The organism is Massilia forsythiae (assembly GCF_012849555.1).
GTDB lineage: Bacteria > Pseudomonadota > Gammaproteobacteria > Burkholderiales > Burkholderiaceae_D > Telluria > Telluria forsythiae.
This window is the reverse complement of sequence record NZ_CP051685.1, coordinates 6,007,350-6,024,352: the sequence shown is the minus strand read 5'-3', so window position 1 is coordinate 6,024,352 and position 17,003 is coordinate 6,007,350. Positions and strand designations below refer to the sequence as shown.

Annotated in this window: 17 protein-coding genes; 16 read left to right on the top strand and 1 reads right to left on the bottom strand. The window is 67.7% G+C overall.

Features of this window, described 5'->3' with window-relative positions; translation table 11 throughout:
• The first annotated feature begins 40 nt into the window (after positions 1–40).
• From tsaB to HH212_RS25305, 4 genes are read left to right on the top strand one after another with little or no spacing between them, the layout of a single operon-like run.
• Positions 41–778 carry a tRNA (adenosine(37)-N6)-threonylcarbamoyltransferase complex dimerization subunit type 1 TsaB gene (gene tsaB, locus HH212_RS25320; protein ID WP_170204987.1) on the top strand — a complete coding sequence of 246 codons (738 nt, stop codon included), beginning with the start codon at positions 41–43 and terminating at the stop codon, positions 776–778.
• Positions 775–1,314, top strand: a complete 540-nt coding sequence (rimI, locus tag HH212_RS25315) for a ribosomal protein S18-alanine N-acetyltransferase (protein ID WP_370663897.1) — start codon at positions 775–777, stop codon at positions 1,312–1,314. The genes tsaB and rimI overlap by 4 nt, the downstream gene beginning before the upstream one ends.
• Positions 1,311–2,414: a uracil-DNA glycosylase family protein gene (locus tag HH212_RS25310; RefSeq protein ID WP_229217459.1), complete on the top strand. Its 1,104-nt coding sequence runs from the start codon at positions 1,311–1,313 to the stop codon at positions 2,412–2,414. Before rimI ends, HH212_RS25310 begins: the two co-directional genes overlap by 4 nt.
• On the top strand, positions 2,411–3,379 hold the full coding sequence (locus HH212_RS25305) for a DUF1853 family protein (protein WP_170204986.1): 969 nt from the start codon (positions 2,411–2,413) through the stop codon (positions 3,377–3,379). The genes HH212_RS25310 and HH212_RS25305 overlap by 4 nt, the downstream gene beginning before the upstream one ends.
• Positions 3,380–3,458: 79 nt before the next feature.
• Here the strand turns inward: HH212_RS25305 and lplT are convergent, their stop codons facing one another.
• The gene (gene lplT / locus HH212_RS25300; protein WP_170204985.1) at positions 3,459–4,721 is read right to left on the bottom strand and encodes a lysophospholipid transporter LplT; all 1,263 of its coding nucleotides are present in this window, start codon (positions 4,719–4,721) and stop codon (positions 3,459–3,461) included.
• 153 nt (positions 4,722–4,874) lie between these two features.
• Here lplT and alr point away from each other — a divergent pair, with 153 nt between their 5' ends.
• The 12 genes from alr (at position 4,875) to HH212_RS25240 (ending at position 16,891) form a co-directional block, all read left to right on the top strand.
• Positions 4,875–5,990, top strand: a complete 1,116-nt coding sequence (gene alr, locus HH212_RS25295; RefSeq protein ID WP_170204984.1) for an alanine racemase — start codon at positions 4,875–4,877, stop codon at positions 5,988–5,990.
• A 93-nt stretch (positions 5,991–6,083) separates the two neighbouring features.
• Entirely contained in the window at positions 6,084–7,460 is a 1,377-nt protein-coding gene (radA, locus tag HH212_RS25290) for a DNA repair protein RadA (protein WP_170204983.1), read from the top strand.
• 70 nt (positions 7,461–7,530) lie between these two features.
• The gene (locus tag HH212_RS25285) at positions 7,531–7,854 is read left to right on the top strand and encodes a PilZ domain-containing protein (protein ID WP_170204982.1); all 324 of its coding nucleotides are present in this window, start codon (positions 7,531–7,533) and stop codon (positions 7,852–7,854) included.
• 515 nt (positions 7,855–8,369) lie between these two features.
• Entirely contained in the window at positions 8,370–9,407 is a 1,038-nt protein-coding gene (gene pstS / locus HH212_RS25280; protein ID WP_370663896.1) for a phosphate ABC transporter substrate-binding protein PstS, read from the top strand.
• A gap of 259 nt (positions 9,408–9,666) precedes the next feature.
• On the top strand, positions 9,667–10,599 hold the full coding sequence (gene pstC / locus HH212_RS25275; RefSeq protein WP_229217775.1) for a phosphate ABC transporter permease subunit PstC: 933 nt from the start codon (positions 9,667–9,669) through the stop codon (positions 10,597–10,599).
• 23 nt (positions 10,600–10,622) lie between these two features.
• Complete coding sequence (gene pstA, locus HH212_RS25270; protein ID WP_170205692.1) at positions 10,623–11,477, top strand: phosphate ABC transporter permease PstA; 855 nt, start codon at positions 10,623–10,625, stop codon at positions 11,475–11,477.
• Positions 11,478–11,521: 44 nt separating this feature from the next.
• Positions 11,522–12,316 (top strand): phosphate ABC transporter ATP-binding protein PstB, encoded by a 795-nt coding sequence (gene pstB / locus HH212_RS25265; RefSeq protein ID WP_170205691.1) that lies wholly within the window; start codon positions 11,522–11,524, stop codon positions 12,314–12,316.
• Between the two features lie 198 nt (positions 12,317–12,514).
• Positions 12,515–13,222, top strand: a complete 708-nt coding sequence (phoU, locus tag HH212_RS25260; RefSeq protein WP_170204979.1) for a phosphate signaling complex protein PhoU — start codon at positions 12,515–12,517, stop codon at positions 13,220–13,222.
• A 3-nt stretch (positions 13,223–13,225) separates the two neighbouring features.
• Positions 13,226–13,918, top strand: a complete 693-nt coding sequence (locus tag HH212_RS25255) for a response regulator (protein ID WP_170204978.1) — start codon at positions 13,226–13,228, stop codon at positions 13,916–13,918.
• Positions 13,919–13,948: 30 nt separating this feature from the next.
• Positions 13,949–15,241, top strand: a complete 1,293-nt coding sequence (gene phoR / locus HH212_RS25250; protein ID WP_170205690.1) for a phosphate regulon sensor histidine kinase PhoR — start codon at positions 13,949–13,951, stop codon at positions 15,239–15,241.
• Between the two features lie 285 nt (positions 15,242–15,526).
• A complete protein-coding gene (locus HH212_RS25245; RefSeq protein WP_170204977.1) occupies positions 15,527–16,450 on the top strand; it encodes a patatin-like phospholipase family protein in 924 nt (307 codons plus the stop codon).
• Positions 16,451–16,483: 33 nt separating this feature from the next.
• The gene (locus HH212_RS25240; RefSeq protein ID WP_170204976.1) at positions 16,484–16,891 is read left to right on the top strand and encodes a GlcG/HbpS family heme-binding protein; all 408 of its coding nucleotides are present in this window, start codon (positions 16,484–16,486) and stop codon (positions 16,889–16,891) included.
• The last annotated feature ends 112 nt before the right edge of the window (positions 16,892–17,003 follow it).

Here is a 17,003-nt window from a genome sequence, read left to right as displayed (position 1 = left end):
CGGCATTCCTTCAGGGATTTCGCTCGGGTTAAAATACGGCATGGCTATCATCCTCGCAATCGAAACTTCCTCCGAACTCGCCTCGTGCGCGCTGTTCGACAGCGCCGCCGGCAACCAGGCCAGCGCGCGCGAAAGCGCCGGCGTGCGCACCCATTCCCAATCCGTGCTGCCGATGGTGCAGGAACTGTTGCGCGAGGCCGGGATCGCGCTGGCCGACTGCGACGCGATCGCCTTCGGCGCCGGCCCCGGCTCCTTCACCGGCGTGCGCACCGCCTGTGGCGTGGCCCAGGGCCTGGCCTTCGGCGCCGGCCTGCCGGTGCTGCCGCTGGTCACGCTGGAAGCGATGGCCGAGGCCTGCCGCGCGCGCAGCGGCGCCGACCACGTGCTGGCGGTGCTGGACGCGCGCATGAACGAAGTCTATTGGGCGCAATACCGCCATGTCGGCGGCGCCTGGGAAGCCGTGAGCGCGCCGGCCCTGTGCGCCCCGCAGGCGGTGGCGCCGCTGGCGCTGCCCGAGGGCGCCGCGCTGGCCGCCTGCGGCAACGGTTTTACGGCCTATCCGGATGCATTCGCCGGCCAGGCCTTCGCCGCGGGCGCCCTGGCCGACATCCTGCCGCATGCGCGCGCGCTGGCGCTGCTGGGCGCGCGCGCACTGGCGGACGGCCGGGCAATGCCGGCCGATGCGGCGCAGCCGATCTACCTGCGCAACAAGGTAGCGTACACCAGCGCCGAGCGCCAGGCCCTGAATGCGGCGGCGCCGGGAGCGGGCGCCCGATGATGGACCGGTTCGCACGGGACGGGGTGTCCGGCGCGGCCGCGCCGGCCGGGCTGCAGGCGCAGAGCCTGGCGCTGCGCCCGATGGTGGCGGGCGACGTCGATGCCGTCCACGCGCTCGAATGCAGCGTGTTTCCGCATCCGTGGAGCCGCGCCAATTTCGTGGATTCGCTGTCCAGCGGCTACGACGCCTGGGTGCTGTGCGCGGACGATGGCGACGCGCAAGCCGATGGCGCAGGGGGCGCGCTGGCCGGGTATTTCCTGTTGATGTATGCGCTCGACGAAGCCCACCTGCTGGACGTGGCGCTGGCCGCCGCGCGCCAGGGCGCCGGCCTGGGGCGCTGGCTGCTGGACCGCATCGCGGCGCGCGCCCGCGCGCGCGGCATGGCATCGATCCTGCTCGAAGTGCGCCCGTCCAACGAACGCGCACTGCAGGTCTACCTGCGCTACGGCTACGCCGAGATCGGCCGGCGCAAGGGGTATTATCCGGCGCACGACGGCAAGCGCGAGGATGCGATCGTGATGAGGTACCCGCTATGAACGGATTTGTCGAGCGCGACGCCATCTTCCTGGCCGAGATGGGCCTGGGGCCGCTGTGGCGGCTGCGTGCGGCGCCGGCAGCGGCTGCCGGTGCGCAGGCGGGCGATGCCGGCGGCGATGACGTCGCCGTTTCCGAAGCGGCGTTCGCCGTGGCGCCGGCGCCTTCGCAGGGCGCAGCGCATCCGCCGTCGGGCGCCGGTGCCGAAGCCCGTGCTGCGGCGCAGCCGGCGCCGCCCGCGCCGCAGCAGGCGGCGGATGCCGTCCGTCCGCCGCCCGTTTCGCCGCCTGTGCTGCAGCAGGCGGCGCCGCAGGGGCGCACGCAGCAGGAGCCGCCGGCCGCGCCGCGTCCCGCCGCAGCGCAGACCGCGCAGCCGCTGCCGCCGGCGCCGACCGGGCCGCGTCCGCTGCAGCCGGTGGCGCAGGCGGTATCCGCGCTGGCGCCGGAGGCATCGGCCTGGGACGACGGCCCCGCCGCGCCGGACGCCACGCCCGAACAGATCGCGGCCATGGACTGGGACCAGCTGAACCTGGCGATCGCCACCTGCCGCCGCTGCAGCGCCTGCCGCGACGGCCGGGCGCCGGTGCCGGGCACGGGCGCCCGGACGGCGCGCTGGCTGGTCGCCGCCGGCGCCAGCACCGCCGCCGACGAAAAGGCGCGATTGCCGCTGGCGGGCGACCCCGGCAAGCTGCTCGACAACATGCTGGCCGCGGTCGGCATGGGGCGCGAGCGCGACGTCTATGTCACCAACCTGATCAAGTGCCGGCCCTTGACCGCCGCCGGCGCCGAGCGCGCGCCCTCGGCGACCGAAGCCGCCGCCTGCCGCCTCTACCTGGAGCGCGAGGCGGCGTTGACCGGTGCCGCCACCGTGCTGACCCTGGGCCAGATCGCCGCCAACACGCTGCTCGGCCGGCCGCTCGCGGAACCGCTGGCGGGGGCGCGCGGCGCCGTGCACGCGGTGCCGCTGAACGCCGCCGAACTGGCGCTGGTGGCGACCCTGCATCCGGGCGAGCTACTGCGGCGCGGCGCCGACAAGGCGCAGGCCTGGGCCGACCTGTGCCGGGCGCGCGCGGCGCAGCCCGGCCAGGCGGACGGCGGGTGACACCGCCGGCCGACAATTACCAGGCCGCATTCGAGCGGCGCTGGGGCCACCTGCGCCGCGAGCGGGTGCGCGCGCTGGCCTGGCTGCTGGATGCGCCCGACCTGCTCGACGTCCACGATCCGCACTGGCAGGGCCGCATCGCCACGCTGGGGCCGGTGACGCCCGCCACCGCCGCCTGGCTGGCCGAGCTCGACCGCGATCCGGCACGGCTGGACGCGGCGCTCGGCACGCGCCCGATGACGCGCCTCGGCCTGTACGCGGAAAAGCTGATGGCCTTCTATTTCGCCGAGCAGGGCCGGCTGGTGCTGCACGGCCTGCAGGTGCGCGCCGCGCGCAACGACACCGTCGGCGAATTCGATTTCCTGCTGGACGACGGCGCCGGCGGGCTCGAGCACATCGAATTCGCCACCAAGTTCTACCTGCTGCAGGATGGCGTCCACGGCGGCGCCGGCGGCAGCCTGGCGGCCGGCTTCGACAGCTTCGTCGGCCCCAACCTGGCCGACAGCCTGGGCCGCAAGATGCGCAAGGTGTTCGAGCGCCAGCTGGCGCTGGGCGACCATCCGGCCGCGCGCGCGGTGCTGCCGCGCCCGGTGACCGCGGCGCGCGCGCTGGTCAAGGGCTGGCTGTTCTATCCGGCCGGCACGTACATGGACATGAAAGGCATTTCGGCGCTGCATTGCCGCGGCTTCTGGTGCGCGGCCGGCGAGATCGGCCGCCTGGAAGCCGAGCGCTTCCTGGTCCTGCCGCGCCTGCAATGGCTGGCGCCGTTCCGCGCCGCTTCCGCGGCGTGGATGCTGGACCGAGCCCAGCTGGCGGCCGAATTGGCGGACCACTTCGCCGCCTCGGGGACACCGTTGCTGGTGGCGCTGGTGCGCGAGGAACCCGGCAGCATCGTCGAGATCGACCGCGGCTTCATCGTCCCCGACGACTGGCACACCCGCGCCGGCGCACGCCTGCATCCCTGATCGTGGATAGCAATTCGGGGTCAGAGCAATTCGGGGTCAGAGCACAATCCAGCATTGTGCTCTGACCCCGAATTGGAAGTCAGTGCTTGTGCTCGCCGATCAGCCCCAGCGAGTCGTGCTGGCGCTGGTTGGCCGTGTGGCGGCGCTTGATCAGGTACATGATGCCGGCCAGCGACAGCCCGAACAGCACGATGATGATGTTCAGGTCGAGCTTCAGCGTGATCATGATGGCGTACAGCGCCAGCATCGACAGGATCGACAGGTTTTCGTTGAAGTTCTGCACCGCGATCGAGTGGCCGGCGCTCATCAGGACGTGGCCGCGGTGCTGCAGCAGGGCGTTCATCGGCACCACGAAGAAGCCGGACAGCAGGCCGATGATCATCAACAGCGGCACCGCCACGTACAGCGAATGCACCATGGTCATGCTGGTGACCACCAGGCCCATGATGATGCCGAGCGGGATCACGCTCAGCGACTTGCGCAGCGGAATGACCTTGGCCGCCAGCGCGGCGCCGACCGCCACGCCGATCGCCACCACGCCGATCAGGCTGGTCGCCTTGTCGAGCGGCATATCCAGCGAGCGTTCCGCCCAGTTGATGACCACGAACTGCAGGGTGGCGCTGGCGCCCCAGAACAGCGTGGTCACGGCCAGCGAGATCTGGCCCAGCTTGTCCTTCCACAGCGTCGACGAGCACTCGGCGAAGTCGGCGATCAGCCTGGCAGGATTGCGTTCCTGGTGTTCGTAGCGGGCGCCGGTGTCCGGGATGCGCAGGTTGAAGCCGGCCGCCAGCGCGTACACGCCGATCAGCACCGCCAGCGAGGCGCGCGTCGGGCTGTTGATCGGTGTGTCGATGAAGGGAAAGTCGAGACTTGCCAGCCAGGCGCCGCCATGGGTGCCGACCAGCAGGCCGCCCATCACGGTGCCGAAGATGATCGACATCACGGTCAGGCCCTCGATCCAGCCGTTGGCGGCCACCAGCTTTTCCGGCGGCAGCAGTTCGGTCAGGATGCCGTACTTGGCGGGAGAATACACGGCGGCGCCGAAGCCGACCACCGCGCAGGCGATCAGGGGGTGCACGCCGACGAAGATCAGGCTGCAGCCGGCCACCTTGATCAGGTTGGCGATGAACATGACCCGGCCCTTGGGCATCGAGTCGGCGAACGCGCCCACGAACGCGGCCAGCACGACGTAGAACAGCGCGAAAGACAGTTTCAACAGCGGAGTCAGCTCCGCCGGTGCGTTCATTGCCGTCAGCAGGCCGATCGCGACAAAGATGAGCGCGTTATCGGCCAGCGACGAGAAGAACTGCGCCGCCATGATGGTATAAAAACCGCGATTCATTGAGACGTTCTAAAAACTAGTGTGGGTTGCTTTATACCATGAAAGGTCGCGCCACCAAAATAATCGACAATACGCCATTTCAATGGCAGCGTTAAAATAGACCGTTCGTTCGATCCCTCTTTGTTTGCTGTCATCCGACCCCATCTGCCGTCCATGCCCCGTCCTCTCCACGCCACCATCCACCTCGACGCCATGCAGCGCAACCTGGTCCGTGCCCGCACGTTTGCGCCGGCGGCCAGGATCTGGGCGGTGGTCAAGGCGAATGCCTATGGCCATGGCCTGGAGCGCGGCATGCGCGGCTTCGTGCAGGCCGACGGCCTGGCGCTGATCGAGACCGAGAACGCGCTGCGCCTGCGCGAACTGGGCTGGGTCAAGCCGATCTTGCTGCTGGAAGGAATCTTCGACGCGTCCGACGTGCCGCTGCTGGCCGAGTACAACATCAACAGCACCGTGCACTGCCTGGAGCAAATCAAGATGCTCGAATATACCCAGCTGTACCGGCCGATCGACGTGCAACTGAAGATGAACACCGGCATGAACCGTCTCGGTTTCCGTCCCGACGAATTCCGCACCGCCTACGCGCGCCTGCGCGCGATCCGCGGCATCCGCCACATCACGCTGATGACGCACTTCGCCAATGCCGACGAGCTGGAGCATCCGCGCCTGTCGATCGGCGAACAGGTGCGCCGCTTCCGCCAGGGCGCCGACGGCTTGCCGGGCGAGCGCAGCCTGTCGAATTCGGGCGGCGTGCTGCACCAGGCCGCGCTGTTCGGCGACGAGGCGGGCGAGCTGCACAACGACTGGGTGCGCCCCGGCATCATGCTGTATGGCGGCACGCCCGGCGCACGCCCGGCCGCCGACTTCGGCCTGCTGCCGACCATGACCCTGAAATCCGAGATCATCGGCATCCAGGAACTCGAGGCCGGCGACAGCGTCGGCTACGGCAGCCGCTTCCAGGCGCCCGGGCCGATGACGGTGGGCGTGGTGGCCTGCGGCTATGCCGACGGTTATCCGCGCCATGCCGGGCACGGCACGCCGGTGCTGGTCGACGGCGTGCGCACCAGCCTGGTCGGGCGCGTCTCGATGGACATGATGACGGTCGACCTGTCGCCGGTGCCGAACGCGCGCGTGGGCAGCAAGGTCACACTCTGGGGCGACGGTTTGCCGATCGACGAGGTGGCGCAGGCCGCCGGCACCATCGGCTACGAGTTGATGTGTGCGCTGGCCCCGCGCGTGCGCGTGGCCGAAGGGCGCGTCGACAGCGACTGAGACGGGCCTTCCGTCCGGCGCCGGCCGCGATCGCTGCCCGACCGCGGCCGCTCCCGTATACATTAGTTACCCAACACTGGATTCCACACCGACATGGCTAAACCACGTACCAGTTTCGTTTGCAGCGAGTGCGGCGCCGTCGCCAGCCGCTGGAGCGGGCAATGTCCAGACTGCAAGGCCTGGAACACCATGACCGAACAGGTCGAGACCGCGGGCCTGAACCGCATGTCGCAGACCCAGCATCATAAAAGCCTGGCGCAGACCGCGCCCGTGCTGTCGCTCAAGGACATCGAGGCGATCGACGTGCCGCGCTTCGGCACCGGCATCGAGGAATTCGACCGCGTGCTGGGCGGCGGCCTGGTCTCCGGCGGCGTGGTGTTGATCGGCGGCGATCCCGGCATCGGCAAGTCGACCCTGCTGCTGCAGGCGCTGTCGAGCCTGGCGGCCACGCGCAATACGCTGTACGTGTCGGGCGAGGAGTCCGGCGCCCAGATCGCGCTGCGCGCGCGCCGCCTGCAGGTGGAAGCGAAGGACCTCAAGCTGCAGGCCGAGATCCAGCTGGAAAAGATCCTCGGCACGCTGGCGGACCTGAAGCCGGACGTGGCGGTGATCGACTCGATCCAGACCCTGTACTCGGACGCGCTGACCTCGGCGCCGGGCTCGGTCTCTCAGGTGCGCGAGTGTGCGGCCCAGCTCACGCGCGTGGCCAAGCAGACCGGCGTGACCATCATCCTGGTCGGCCACGTGACCAAGGAAGGCGCGCTGGCCGGCCCGCGCGTGCTGGAGCACATCGTCGACACCGTGTTGTACTTCGAGGGCGACACCCAGAGCAGCTACCGCCTGGTGCGGGCGATCAAGAACCGCTTCGGCGCGGTCAACGAGCTGGGCGTGTTCGCGATGACGGAAAAGGGGCTGAAGGGCGTCTCGAACCCGTCGGCGCTGTTCCTGTCGCAGCACGACAGCCAGGTGCCGGGTTCCTGCGTGATGGTGACCCAGGAAGGCACGCGCCCGCTGCTGGTCGAGGTGCAGGCGCTGGTCGACGCCAGCCACCTGCCGAACGCGCGCCGGCTGTCGGTGGGCCTGGAACAGAATCGCCTGGCGATGCTGCTGGCGGTGCTGCACCGCCATGCCGGCATCGCCGCCTTCGACCAGGACGTGTTCATCAACGCGGTGGGTGGCGTCAAGATCACCGAACCGGCGGCCGACCTGGCCGTGTTGCTGGCAATCAATTCTTCGATGCGCAACAAGCCGCTGCCGCGCGGGCTGGTGGTGTTCGGCGAGGTCGGCCTGGCCGGCGAGATCCGCCCCGCGCCACGCGGCCAGGAGCGCCTGCGCGAAGCGGCCAAGCTGGGCTTCTCGGTGGCGGTGATTCCCAAGGCCAACGCGCCCAAGCAGCCGATTGAGGGCATGACCATCATCGCGGTGGAGCGCATCGACCAGGCCTTCAGCAAGCTGCGCGAGCTGGATTGAGCCGGCCTCCCTCATGACGGTGTTGCCAAATTGCACTATAATCGCTGCCTCGTTCGCAAGGCAGGGGTAGATGGTGTTTACGGAACAACGACAATCGGCGCGCAAGATCCTCAAGGTCAAGGCGCTGGTGGCGCTGGAGGGGCAAGCGCCGCTGCCGGCGCGCACGGCGGACATCGGCGCCAACGGCGTCAGCGTCACGCTGCAGCAGCCGCTGCAGGTGGGGCAGGGCGCCCAGGTCGGCTTCGACCTGCTGGTGGAGGGCAGGCCGGCGACGCTGCAGGCGCGCGTGAAGGTCATGTACTGCATCTTCGGCGGCGGCGAATTCAAGGTCGGTTTCCAGTTCGTCAACCTCGACCTGAAGGCCATGGGCCACCTGGCGCGCTTCCTGCGCTAGGGATTCGTACCGGCCAGCCACGCGAAAAGCGGCGAGTGCCTCGATGGCCTCGCCGCTTTTGTTTTTGCCTTGGTAAAGAACCGAGCGGTCCTGCGCTATTCGTGATAGCGGTCTTGCAGCTTGCCCGAGCAACCACGTCCCTCGACGATGGCTTCGAAGAGGACCAGGCCGGCGATGCCGCTTAATACGCCTGTAACAAACAACCCGACAATCATGACTCGAAACGCCGTTCAGCGAACCCTCCCGTGGTGTTGATCATGCTTTCAGGGTAGCAGGGACCGGCGTCTTTACAAGGAGCTTTTTCTTCTTCCGCCTGCTCGCGGCCCCCTGCAAGCGGTCTCTACCATTTATGACAGCCGGCGGCCTCTTGTATGACACGCGCCAGGCGGTGCCGCGGCGCGTGTCATCGTTTCATGACAAGCCATGTCATAAAGGCGTCATATTTGCTCATTACACTGCGCAGCATTCAAGGATTTCAACCCTCGTCAACACTCCATCAAGGACTTGATATGCGCATGAAGCAACTGCTGGCTACCATCATCATCGGCACCTCGGCCGCCTTTGCGGCCAACGCCGCGCTGGCTGCCGACATCACCGGTGCGGGCGCCACGTTCCCGTATCCGATCTACGCCAAGTGGGCCGAAATGTACAAGAAGGCCAGCGGCAACGGCCTGAACTACCAGTCGGTCGGCTCGGGCGCGGGCATCAAGCAGATCAAGGCCAAGACGGTCGACTTCGGCGCTTCGGACATGCCGCTGGCAGCCGACGAGCTGAACCAGGCCGGCCTGTTCCAGTTCCCGGCCATCATGGGCGGCGTGGTCACCGTGGTCAACCTGGACGGCATCGCTCCGGGCCAGATGAAGCTGACCGGCCCGGTCATCGCCGACATCTACCTCGGCAAGATCACCAAGTGGAACGACCAGCAGATCGCCGCCCTGAACCCGGGCGTCAAGCTGCCGGCCGAGGACATCACCGTGGTGCACCGCGCCGACAGCTCGGGCACCTCGTTCCTGTTCACCGACTACCTGTCCAAGACCAACGCCGACTTCAAGACCAAGATCGGCGCCGGCACCGCGGTCAAGTGGGCCACCGGCGTGGGCGGCAAGGGCAACGACGGCGTCGCCGCCAACGTCCAGCGCATCAAGGGTTCGATCGGCTACGTCGAGTGGGCCTATGCCAAGAAGAACAAGATGGCGCACACCCAGCTGAAGAACCGCGACGGCGCCTACCTGCAGCCGGACGACGACGCCTTCAAGGCCGCCGCCGCCAACGCCGACTGGGCCAAGACCCCGGGCTTCGCGGTGGTCCTGACCGACCAGCCGGGCAAGGCCGCCTGGCCGATCACCGGCGTGTCCTACATCCTGGTGCACAAGCAGCAGGCGGATGCGGCCAAGGGCAAGGAAGTGCTGAGCTTCTTCGACTGGTCGTTCAAGAACGGCGCCGCCGCGGCCACCGACCTCGACTACGTGCCGCTGCCCGCCAGCGTCACCAAGCTGGTGCAGGATGCCTGGAAGGCCAACATGAAGGATGCGTCGGGCAAGGCCGTCTGGTAAGCCGGATGCAGGCCGGCCCGGCAGCGTGAAGCGAGCGCCGCGCCTTCCCTCCCTGCGAGGGTGGGCGCGGTTCGCCGCTTGCACGCCCCGACGGCGAGCAACGGACGAGCAGTAAAACACGAGCAGTAAAAACACGAGCAGCAAAACAGTCAACAACGCAGTGAACAACGACATGAACGCACATTCCGCGATCGCCGCCGGCGGCGCCGACCGGCCCGCCGGGCTGGACGACGCCAGCCACGCCGCGCTGCGCAGCACCATGCGCACGCAAAGGATGCAGGACTTCATCTTCCACAAGGTGACCTTGCTGTTCGCCGCCTCGGTGCTGGTGGTCCTGGTCGGCATCATCATCTCGCTGGCGATCGGCGCCGCGCCGGCCTTCCGCGAATTCGGCCCGGCCTTCATCGCCAGCGCCGAATGGGATCCGGTCAACGATAAGTTCGGCGCCCTCATTGCCATCACCGGCACGCTGGCGACCTCGGTCATCGCGCTGCTGGTGGCGTTCCCGATCAGCTTCGGCATCGCGCTGTTCCTGACCGAGATCTGCCCGGCCTGGCTGCGCCGCCCGATGGGCATGGCGGTCGAGCTGCTGGCCGGCGTGCCGTCGATCATCTACGGCATGTGGGGCCTGTTCGTGTTCGCGCCGATCTTCGGCGACCACGTGCAGCCGCTGCTCAAGCACACGCTGGGCGTGCTGCCGGTCGTCGGTCCGCTGTTCCAGGGCCCGACCATGGGCCTGGGCGTGCTGACCGCCGGCCTGATCCTGGCGATCATGATCATCCCCTTCATCGCCTCGGTGATGCGCGACGTGTTCGAGATCGTGCCGACCGTGCTCAAGGAATCGGCCTACGGCCTCGGCTGCACCAAGTGGGAAGTGGTGCGCAAGGTGGTGCTGCCGTACACCCGCGCCGGCGTGGTCGGCGGCGTGATGCTGGGCCTGGGCCGCGCGCTGGGCGAGACCATGGCCGTCACCTTCGTGATCGGCAACGCCAACGAACTGTCGCTGTCGCTGTTCGCCGCCGGCAATTCGATTTCCTCGACGCTGGCCAACGAATTCGCCGAAGCCAGCTCGCCGCTGCACGTGTCCTCGCTGTTCGCGCTGGGCCTGATCCTGTTCGCGATCACCTTCATCGTGCTGTCGGCCGCCAAGCTGATGCTGCTCGGGATGTCGCGCAAGGAAGGGGCGAAATGATGGACACCACCGTACATACCGCCATGGACGCCGGCGCGAAAAACCCCGTCTACCGCCGCCGCCTGCTCGGCCACCGCATCGGCATCGCGCTGTCGATCGGCGCGATGGCCGTCGGCCTGGGCTTCCTGGCCTGGATCCTGGCCACCCTGCTGATCCACGGCGTCGGCGCGCTGTCGCACACGCTGTTCTCGCTGGACACGCCGGCGCCCGGCAGTGCCGGCGGCCTGCGCAACGCCATCCTCGGCAGCCTGCTGATGGTCGGCCTGTCGACCCTGGTCAGCACCCCGATCGGCATCCTGGCCGGCATCTACCTGGCGGAATACGGCCAGAACAACCGCTTCGCCGCCGTCACCCGCTTCGTCACCGACATCATGCTGTCGGCGCCGTCGATCGTGATCGGCCTGTTCGTGTACGCGCTGTACGTGGCCAAGGTGCAGCATTTTTCCGGCTACGCCGGCACCATCGCGCTGTCCCTGATCGCGATCCCGGTGGTGGTGCGCACCACCGACAACATGCTGCACCTGGTGCCTAACAGCCTGCTGGAAGCCGCGTTCGCGCTGGGCGCGCCGCGCTGGAAGGTGGCGCTGACGGTGCGCCTGCGCGCGGTCAAGGCGGGCGTGGTCACCGGCGTGCTGCTGGCCGTGGCGCGTATCGCCGGCGAGACCGCGCCGCTGCTGTTCACCGCGCTCAACAACCAGTTCTTCACTGCCGACATGAACCAGCCGATGGCCAACCTGCCGGTGGTGATCTACCGCTTCGCCATGAGCCCGTACGACGATTGGCAGTCGATCGCCTGGGGCGGGGCGTTGCTGGTGACCTTCAGCGTGCTGCTCCTGAATATCCTGTCGCGGACCGTGTTCCGCCAAAAGAATCCGTGATGATGACCAAGATGAACCAGTCCGCCTTTATTTCGACACCCGCCATGCAAGCCGTGAACGTGAACCAGGCCGCCGGCCAGCCGAAGACCAGGACCATCGATATCGCCGGCCTGAATTTTTACTACGGCAAGACCCAGAGCCTGAAGAACGTCAGCCTGGCGATCCACGACAAGCAGGTGACCGCCTTCATCGGCCCGTCCGGCTGCGGCAAGTCGACCCTGCTGCGCACGCTGAACCGCATGTACGATCTGTACCCCGGCCAGCGCGCCGAAGGCAGCATCCTCTACCGCGGACGCAACATCCTGGAGCCGGGCGTGGACGTCAACATGCTGCGCGCCAAGGTCGGCATGGTGTTCCAGAAGCCGACCCCGTTCCCGATGTCGGTGTACGACAACATCGCCTTCGGCGTGCGCCTGTACGAAAAGCTGTCCAAGGGAGAAATGGACGAGCGCGTCGAATGGGCACTGAAGAAAGCGGCGCTGTGGACCGAGGTGAAGGATAAGCTGAACAAGAGCGGCCTGTCGCTGTCCGGCGGCCAGCAGCAGCGCTTGTGCATCGCGCGCGGCGTGGCGGTGAAGCCGGACGTGCTGCTGCTGGACGAGCCGACCTCGGCGCTGGACCCGATCTCGACCGCCAAGATCGAGGAATTGATCAGCGAGCTGAAGCAGGATTACACGATCGCCATCGTGACCCACAACATGCAGCAGGCGGCGCGCTGCTCGGACTACACCGCCTACATGTACCTGGGCGAACTGGTCGAATTCGGCGAGACCGACCAGTTGTTCATCAATCCCACGCGCAAGGAAACGCAGGACTACATCACCGGCCGCTTTGGATAGGGGGCTCGGCAACCTGCTGCGCGTTGCAGGGCCGGTTTGCGATGCTCCGCTACGGCGGACCGGCCGTACAGGAGTACGGCTGCGCTTCTCAACCACCCCTGCCGCCGCTCGCGACGGTCGTCGAGACCCCCGAGACGCTGGCGCTAGGCTATGGACAGCCTAGTAATGTAATATCCATCTACATACAGGAAGCACAACATGGTAGGCGATCACTCTTCCAAGCAGTACGACCACGAACTCGAAGGCATCCGCTCCAAGGTGCTGCTGATGGGCGGCATGGTGGAAACCCAGTTCGACGAGGCGCTGAATGCCTTCCGCGTCGATAACGCCCAGCTGGCCGACAAGGTGATGGCGGACGACCAGGCCGTCAACCAGCTCGAGGTGCAGCTGGACGACGCCTGCAGCCACCTGATCGTGCGCCGCCAGCCGACCGCCAACGACCTGCGCACCGTGATGGCCACCATCAAGGTGATCACCGACCTCGAGCGCGTCGGCGACGAAGCCAGCAAGATCGCGCGTACGGCCAAGAGCCTGCACGAGCGCGGCCTGGTCAGCTTCAACCACTACGACATCGTGCGCACCATCTCGCGCGCCACCGCCGACATGCTGCACGACGCGCTGGACGCGTTCGCGCGCCTGGACGGCAAGTCGGCGCTGCAGATCATCGCCCAGGACGACGAGATCGACTACGAGTTCCGCACCATCCTGCGCAACATGATCACCTTCATGATGGAAGACCCGCGCACCATCTCGGCGGCGCTCGACACGCTGTGGGTGGCCAAGGCCATCGAGCGCATCGGCGACCATGCCAAGAACATCGCGGAATACGTGATCTACGTGGTCGAGGGCCGCGACATCCGCCACTGCAAGCCGGCCGCGGTCGCCGCCGGCAAGGGCGCCGGCTGAGCGATGGCGGCCAACACGAGCGTCCTGATCGTCGAGGACGAGCCGGCCATCGTCGCGCTGGTCAGTTATTCGCTGCGCGAGACCGGCTGGGAAGTGCGCAGCGCCGGCAACGTGGCGCAGGCATGGGAGTCGATCGTGCAGGCGCGCCCGGACCTGCTGCTGCTGGACTGGATGCTGCCCGACCAGAGCGGCCTGCGCCTGCTGTCGCGCCTGCGCGGCGACCGCGATTTCCAGGACGTGCCGGTGATCATGCTGACCGCCAAGAGCATGGAAGAGGACAAGATCGCCGGCCTGAACACCGGGGCCGACGACTACGTGACGAAACCGTTTTCGCCGCGCGAACTGCTGGCGCGCTCCAAGGCGCTGTTGCGGCGCAAGAGCCCGCACCTGGCCGAGGCGCCGCTGTCGGCCGGCGCGCTCACGCTCGATCCGGCCAGCTGCACGGTGACGCTGGAAGGACGCCAGCTCGACATGGGCAACGCCGAATACCGGCTGCTGAAGTTCCTGATGGCGCACCGCGAGCGCGTGTTCTCGCGCAGCCAGCTGCTCGACAAGGTCTGGGGCGACGCCGCCGCGGTCGAGGAGCGCACCGTCGACGTCCACGTGCTGCGGCTGCGCAAGGCGCTGAAGGAAGCGGAAAAGCTGATCCGGACGGTGCGCAGCGTCGGCTACATGCTGAGCGAAAAAGAAAAATAGAAAAGTAAAAGCATGCAAGTCAGTTCCGCCTTGAATCCGAAATTGCTGTTCTGGGTGCCGGCCGCGCTGCGGCTCGGCATGGTGCTGGCCGCGTCCGGCGTGGTCTGGTGGCTGCTCGGGCCCCTGGCCGGGCTGGCGCTGGCGCTGGCCACCACCATCGTGCTGCTGTTCGTGCAGCTGTCCTACCTGCACCAGCTGGGCGAATGGCTGGACGACCCGCACAGCAGCCGCCTGCCGGACGGCTGGGGCGCCTGGACCGACGTGTTCGCGCGCCTGTACCGCCTGCGCCGCGACGACGAGCGCCACCAGGAAGAGCTCAACGAATGGCTGGCGCGCTTCCGCCAGGCCATGCACCTGCTTCCGGAAGGGGTGGCGATCATGGACGACGTGCTGCGCATGGAGTGGTGCAATCCGGCAGCCGAACGCCACCTGGGCCTGACCCTGGAGCGCGACAAGGGCCGCCGCGTCACCAACCTGATCCGCCATCCGGAATTCGTCGACTACATCATCCTGGGGCGCTACGAGCAGCCGCTGACGCTGGCCTTCCGCGGACGCAAGCTGGTGGTGCAGATCATCCCGTTCGAGAACCGGAGACAGATCCTGGTCACCCACGACGCCACCGAGACCGAGCGCATCGAAGCGATGCGGCGCGACTTCATCGCCAACGCCTCGCACGAACTGCGCACGCCGCTGACCGTGATCGTCGGCTTCCTGGAAATCGCGCTGGCCGACCCCGGCCTGGACGCGCCCACGCGCACCGCCCACCTGACGCTGATGACCGAACAGGCCGAGCGCATGCAGCGCCTGATCGAGGACATGCTGACGCTGTCGCGCCTGGAGTCGGACGAATACCTGCTCAAGCGCGAGCGGGTCGACATCGCCGCGCTGGTGGAAGGCGTGGCCGCCGAGGCGACGGCGTTGTCGCGCGGACGCCATCGCATCGAATTCGTGGTCGACGGCCCCGACGTGATGGGCAGTGCCGACGAATTGCGCAGCGCTTTTGCCAACCTGGCCAGCAACGCGGTGCGCTACACCCCGGCCGGCGGCCATATCCGCCTGTCCTGGACGCGCGGCCCCAACGACCTGCGCTTCGAGGTGATGGACGACGGCATCGGCATCGACGAGCAGCACATCGCGCGCCTGACCGAGCGCTTCTACCGCGTCGACAAGAGCCGCTCGCGCGAGACGCAAGGCACCGGGCTGGGGCTGGCGATCGTCAAGCACGTATTGCTCAGGCACGGCGGCAAGCTGGCGATCCGCTCGGCGCCGGGGCAGGGCAGCGTGTTCACGGCGTCGCTGCCGAATACGTCGTTGCCGGGGTGAGTTTCACGGGGTGAGTTTCACGGGGTGGTGCCGGTTTTGGCGGCGCTCGTGGCATGCCGGCGTTTGCAATTCTGAAGCCGAGCATGGGTCCCCGCCTTCGCGGGGACGACGGATCGAAGGCTGTCGGTAAAAGTCGGCGCTTTTCCTAGAGCACACCTCGAAGCCGTCGTCCCCGCGCAGGCGGGGACCCAAGCTGACAGCGCAATAGAGTGAAATTTCGCGTCGCCACGCTATTGCGAAGGATCGGGTTACAATCCCCACTTTGCCTGCCCACGCGATTCCCGGATGACCCTTTCCCGCCGCTGCGCCCTGTCCGCGTTCGCCGCCGCCCTGCTGGCCGGCTGCGGTTCCACCCCCACCCAACCCGCCGCGCCCGTCGCCGCCGTCCCCGCGCCGCAGCCGGTCGCGCGCCACGTGAAGATCGGACTGGCCCTCGGCGGCGGCGCCGCGCGCGGGTTCGCCCACATCGGCGTGATCAAGGCGCTCGAGGCGCAGGGCATCGTGCCCGACATCGTGGTCGGCACCAGCGCCGGCTCGGTGGTGGGCGCCATGTACGCGGCCGGCTACAACGGCTTCACGCTGCAGCGCATGGCGCTGGAGATGGACGAGGCGTCGATTTCCGACTGGGCGATCCCGTTCTTCAGCAAGGCGCCCGGCGTACTGAAGGGCGAGGCGCTGCAGGCCTACGTCAACAAGACCGTGCGCAACCAGCCGATCGAAAAACTCAAGATTCCGTTCGGCGCGGTGGCCACCGACCTCAAGACCGGCCAGCCGATCCTGTTCCGGCGCGGGAACACCGGCCAGGCGGTGCGCGCCTCGTCGGCGGTGCCGAGCGTGTTCCAGCCGGTGAGCATCGGCGGACGCACCTATGTCGACGGCGGCCTGGTGGCGCCGGTACCGGTGCGCTTCGCCAAGGAGATGGGCGCCGAATTCATCATCGCGGTGAACATCTCGAGCGCCACCGAAGCCCAGGCCACGGCCAGTTCGGTGGACGTGCTGATGCAGACCTTCACCATCATGGGCCAGCGCCTCAACCAGCACGAGCTGCGCGACGCCGATATCGTCATTACCCCTTCGCTGGGCACCATGGGCAGCGCCGACTTCGCCGGCCGCAACCTGGCAGTGCTGGCGGGCGAGCAGGCCGCCGCCGCGGTCATGCCGCAGATTAAGGCCAGGCTGCGCGCGAAACAGTTCGCGCCCGCTCCCTGAGCATTTTCATCACCGAACCACGAGGAGACCATCATGCAGACCAAACCCATCCTGACCCTGGAAGACATCAAGAAGATCGCCGCCGCCGCCGAGCAGGAAGCGCTGTCGAACGGCTGGAAGGTCGTGATCGCCATCTGCGACGACGGCGGCCATCCGCTGTGGCTGCAGCGCCTGGACGGCGCCGCGCCCATCTCAAGCCACATCGCCCCGGAAAAGGCCAAGACCGCCGCGCTCGGCCAGCGCGAATCGAAGATCTACGAAGAGATGATCAACAACGGCCGCTTCGCCTTCTTGCGCGCGCCGGAACTCAACGGCGTGCTGGAAGGCGGCGTGCCGATCGTGGTCGACGGCCATACCGTGGGCGCGGTCGGCGTGTCGGGCGTGAAGGCGGCGCAAGATGCGCAGATCGCCAAGGCCGGCATCGCCGCGCTCGGCTTGTAAACCTGTCAACGCGCCGCCGCCGATGGCGGCGCGTCGATTGCGGGCGGGCGCAAATCGCGCTATAATTCAGAGGTTTAGCCATCACTTATCTGCCGTAGCGACTACCCACCCA

Excerpts from the sequence above, each read along its gene's own strand:
- HH212_RS25285 (WP_170204982.1), top strand. The coding sequence starts at position 7,531 with ATGGTGTTTACGGAACAACGACAATCGGCGCGCAAGATCCTCAAGGTC.
- pstA (WP_170205692.1), top strand. The coding sequence starts at position 10,623 with ATGGACGCCGGCGCGAAAAACCCCGTCTACCGCCGCCGCCTGCTCGGC.
- phoU (WP_170204979.1), top strand. The coding sequence starts at position 12,515 with ATGGTAGGCGATCACTCTTCCAAGCAGTACGACCACGAACTCGAAGGC.
- pstB (WP_170205691.1), top strand. The coding sequence starts at position 11,522 with ATGCAAGCCGTGAACGTGAACCAGGCCGCCGGCCAGCCGAAGACCAGG.
- HH212_RS25255 (WP_170204978.1), top strand. The coding sequence starts at position 13,226 with ATGGCGGCCAACACGAGCGTCCTGATCGTCGAGGACGAGCCGGCCATC.
- HH212_RS25310 (WP_229217459.1), top strand. The coding sequence starts at position 1,311 with ATGAACGGATTTGTCGAGCGCGACGCCATCTTCCTGGCCGAGATGGGC.
- pstC (WP_229217775.1), top strand. The coding sequence starts at position 9,667 with ATGCGCACGCAAAGGATGCAGGACTTCATCTTCCACAAGGTGACCTTG.
- pstS (WP_370663896.1), top strand. The coding sequence starts at position 8,370 with ATGAAGCAACTGCTGGCTACCATCATCATCGGCACCTCGGCCGCCTTT.
- radA (WP_170204983.1), top strand. The coding sequence starts at position 6,084 with ATGGCTAAACCACGTACCAGTTTCGTTTGCAGCGAGTGCGGCGCCGTC.
- HH212_RS25240 (WP_170204976.1), top strand. The coding sequence starts at position 16,484 with ATGCAGACCAAACCCATCCTGACCCTGGAAGACATCAAGAAGATCGCC.
- rimI (WP_370663897.1), top strand. The coding sequence starts at position 775 with ATGATGGACCGGTTCGCACGGGACGGGGTGTCCGGCGCGGCCGCGCCG.
- HH212_RS25245 (WP_170204977.1), top strand. The coding sequence starts at position 15,527 with ATGACCCTTTCCCGCCGCTGCGCCCTGTCCGCGTTCGCCGCCGCCCTG.
- tsaB (WP_170204987.1), top strand. The coding sequence starts at position 41 with ATGGCTATCATCCTCGCAATCGAAACTTCCTCCGAACTCGCCTCGTGC.
- alr (WP_170204984.1), top strand. The coding sequence starts at position 4,875 with ATGCCCCGTCCTCTCCACGCCACCATCCACCTCGACGCCATGCAGCGC.
- lplT (WP_170204985.1), bottom strand. The coding sequence starts at position 4,721 with ATGAATCGCGGTTTTTATACCATCATGGCGGCGCAGTTCTTCTCGTCG.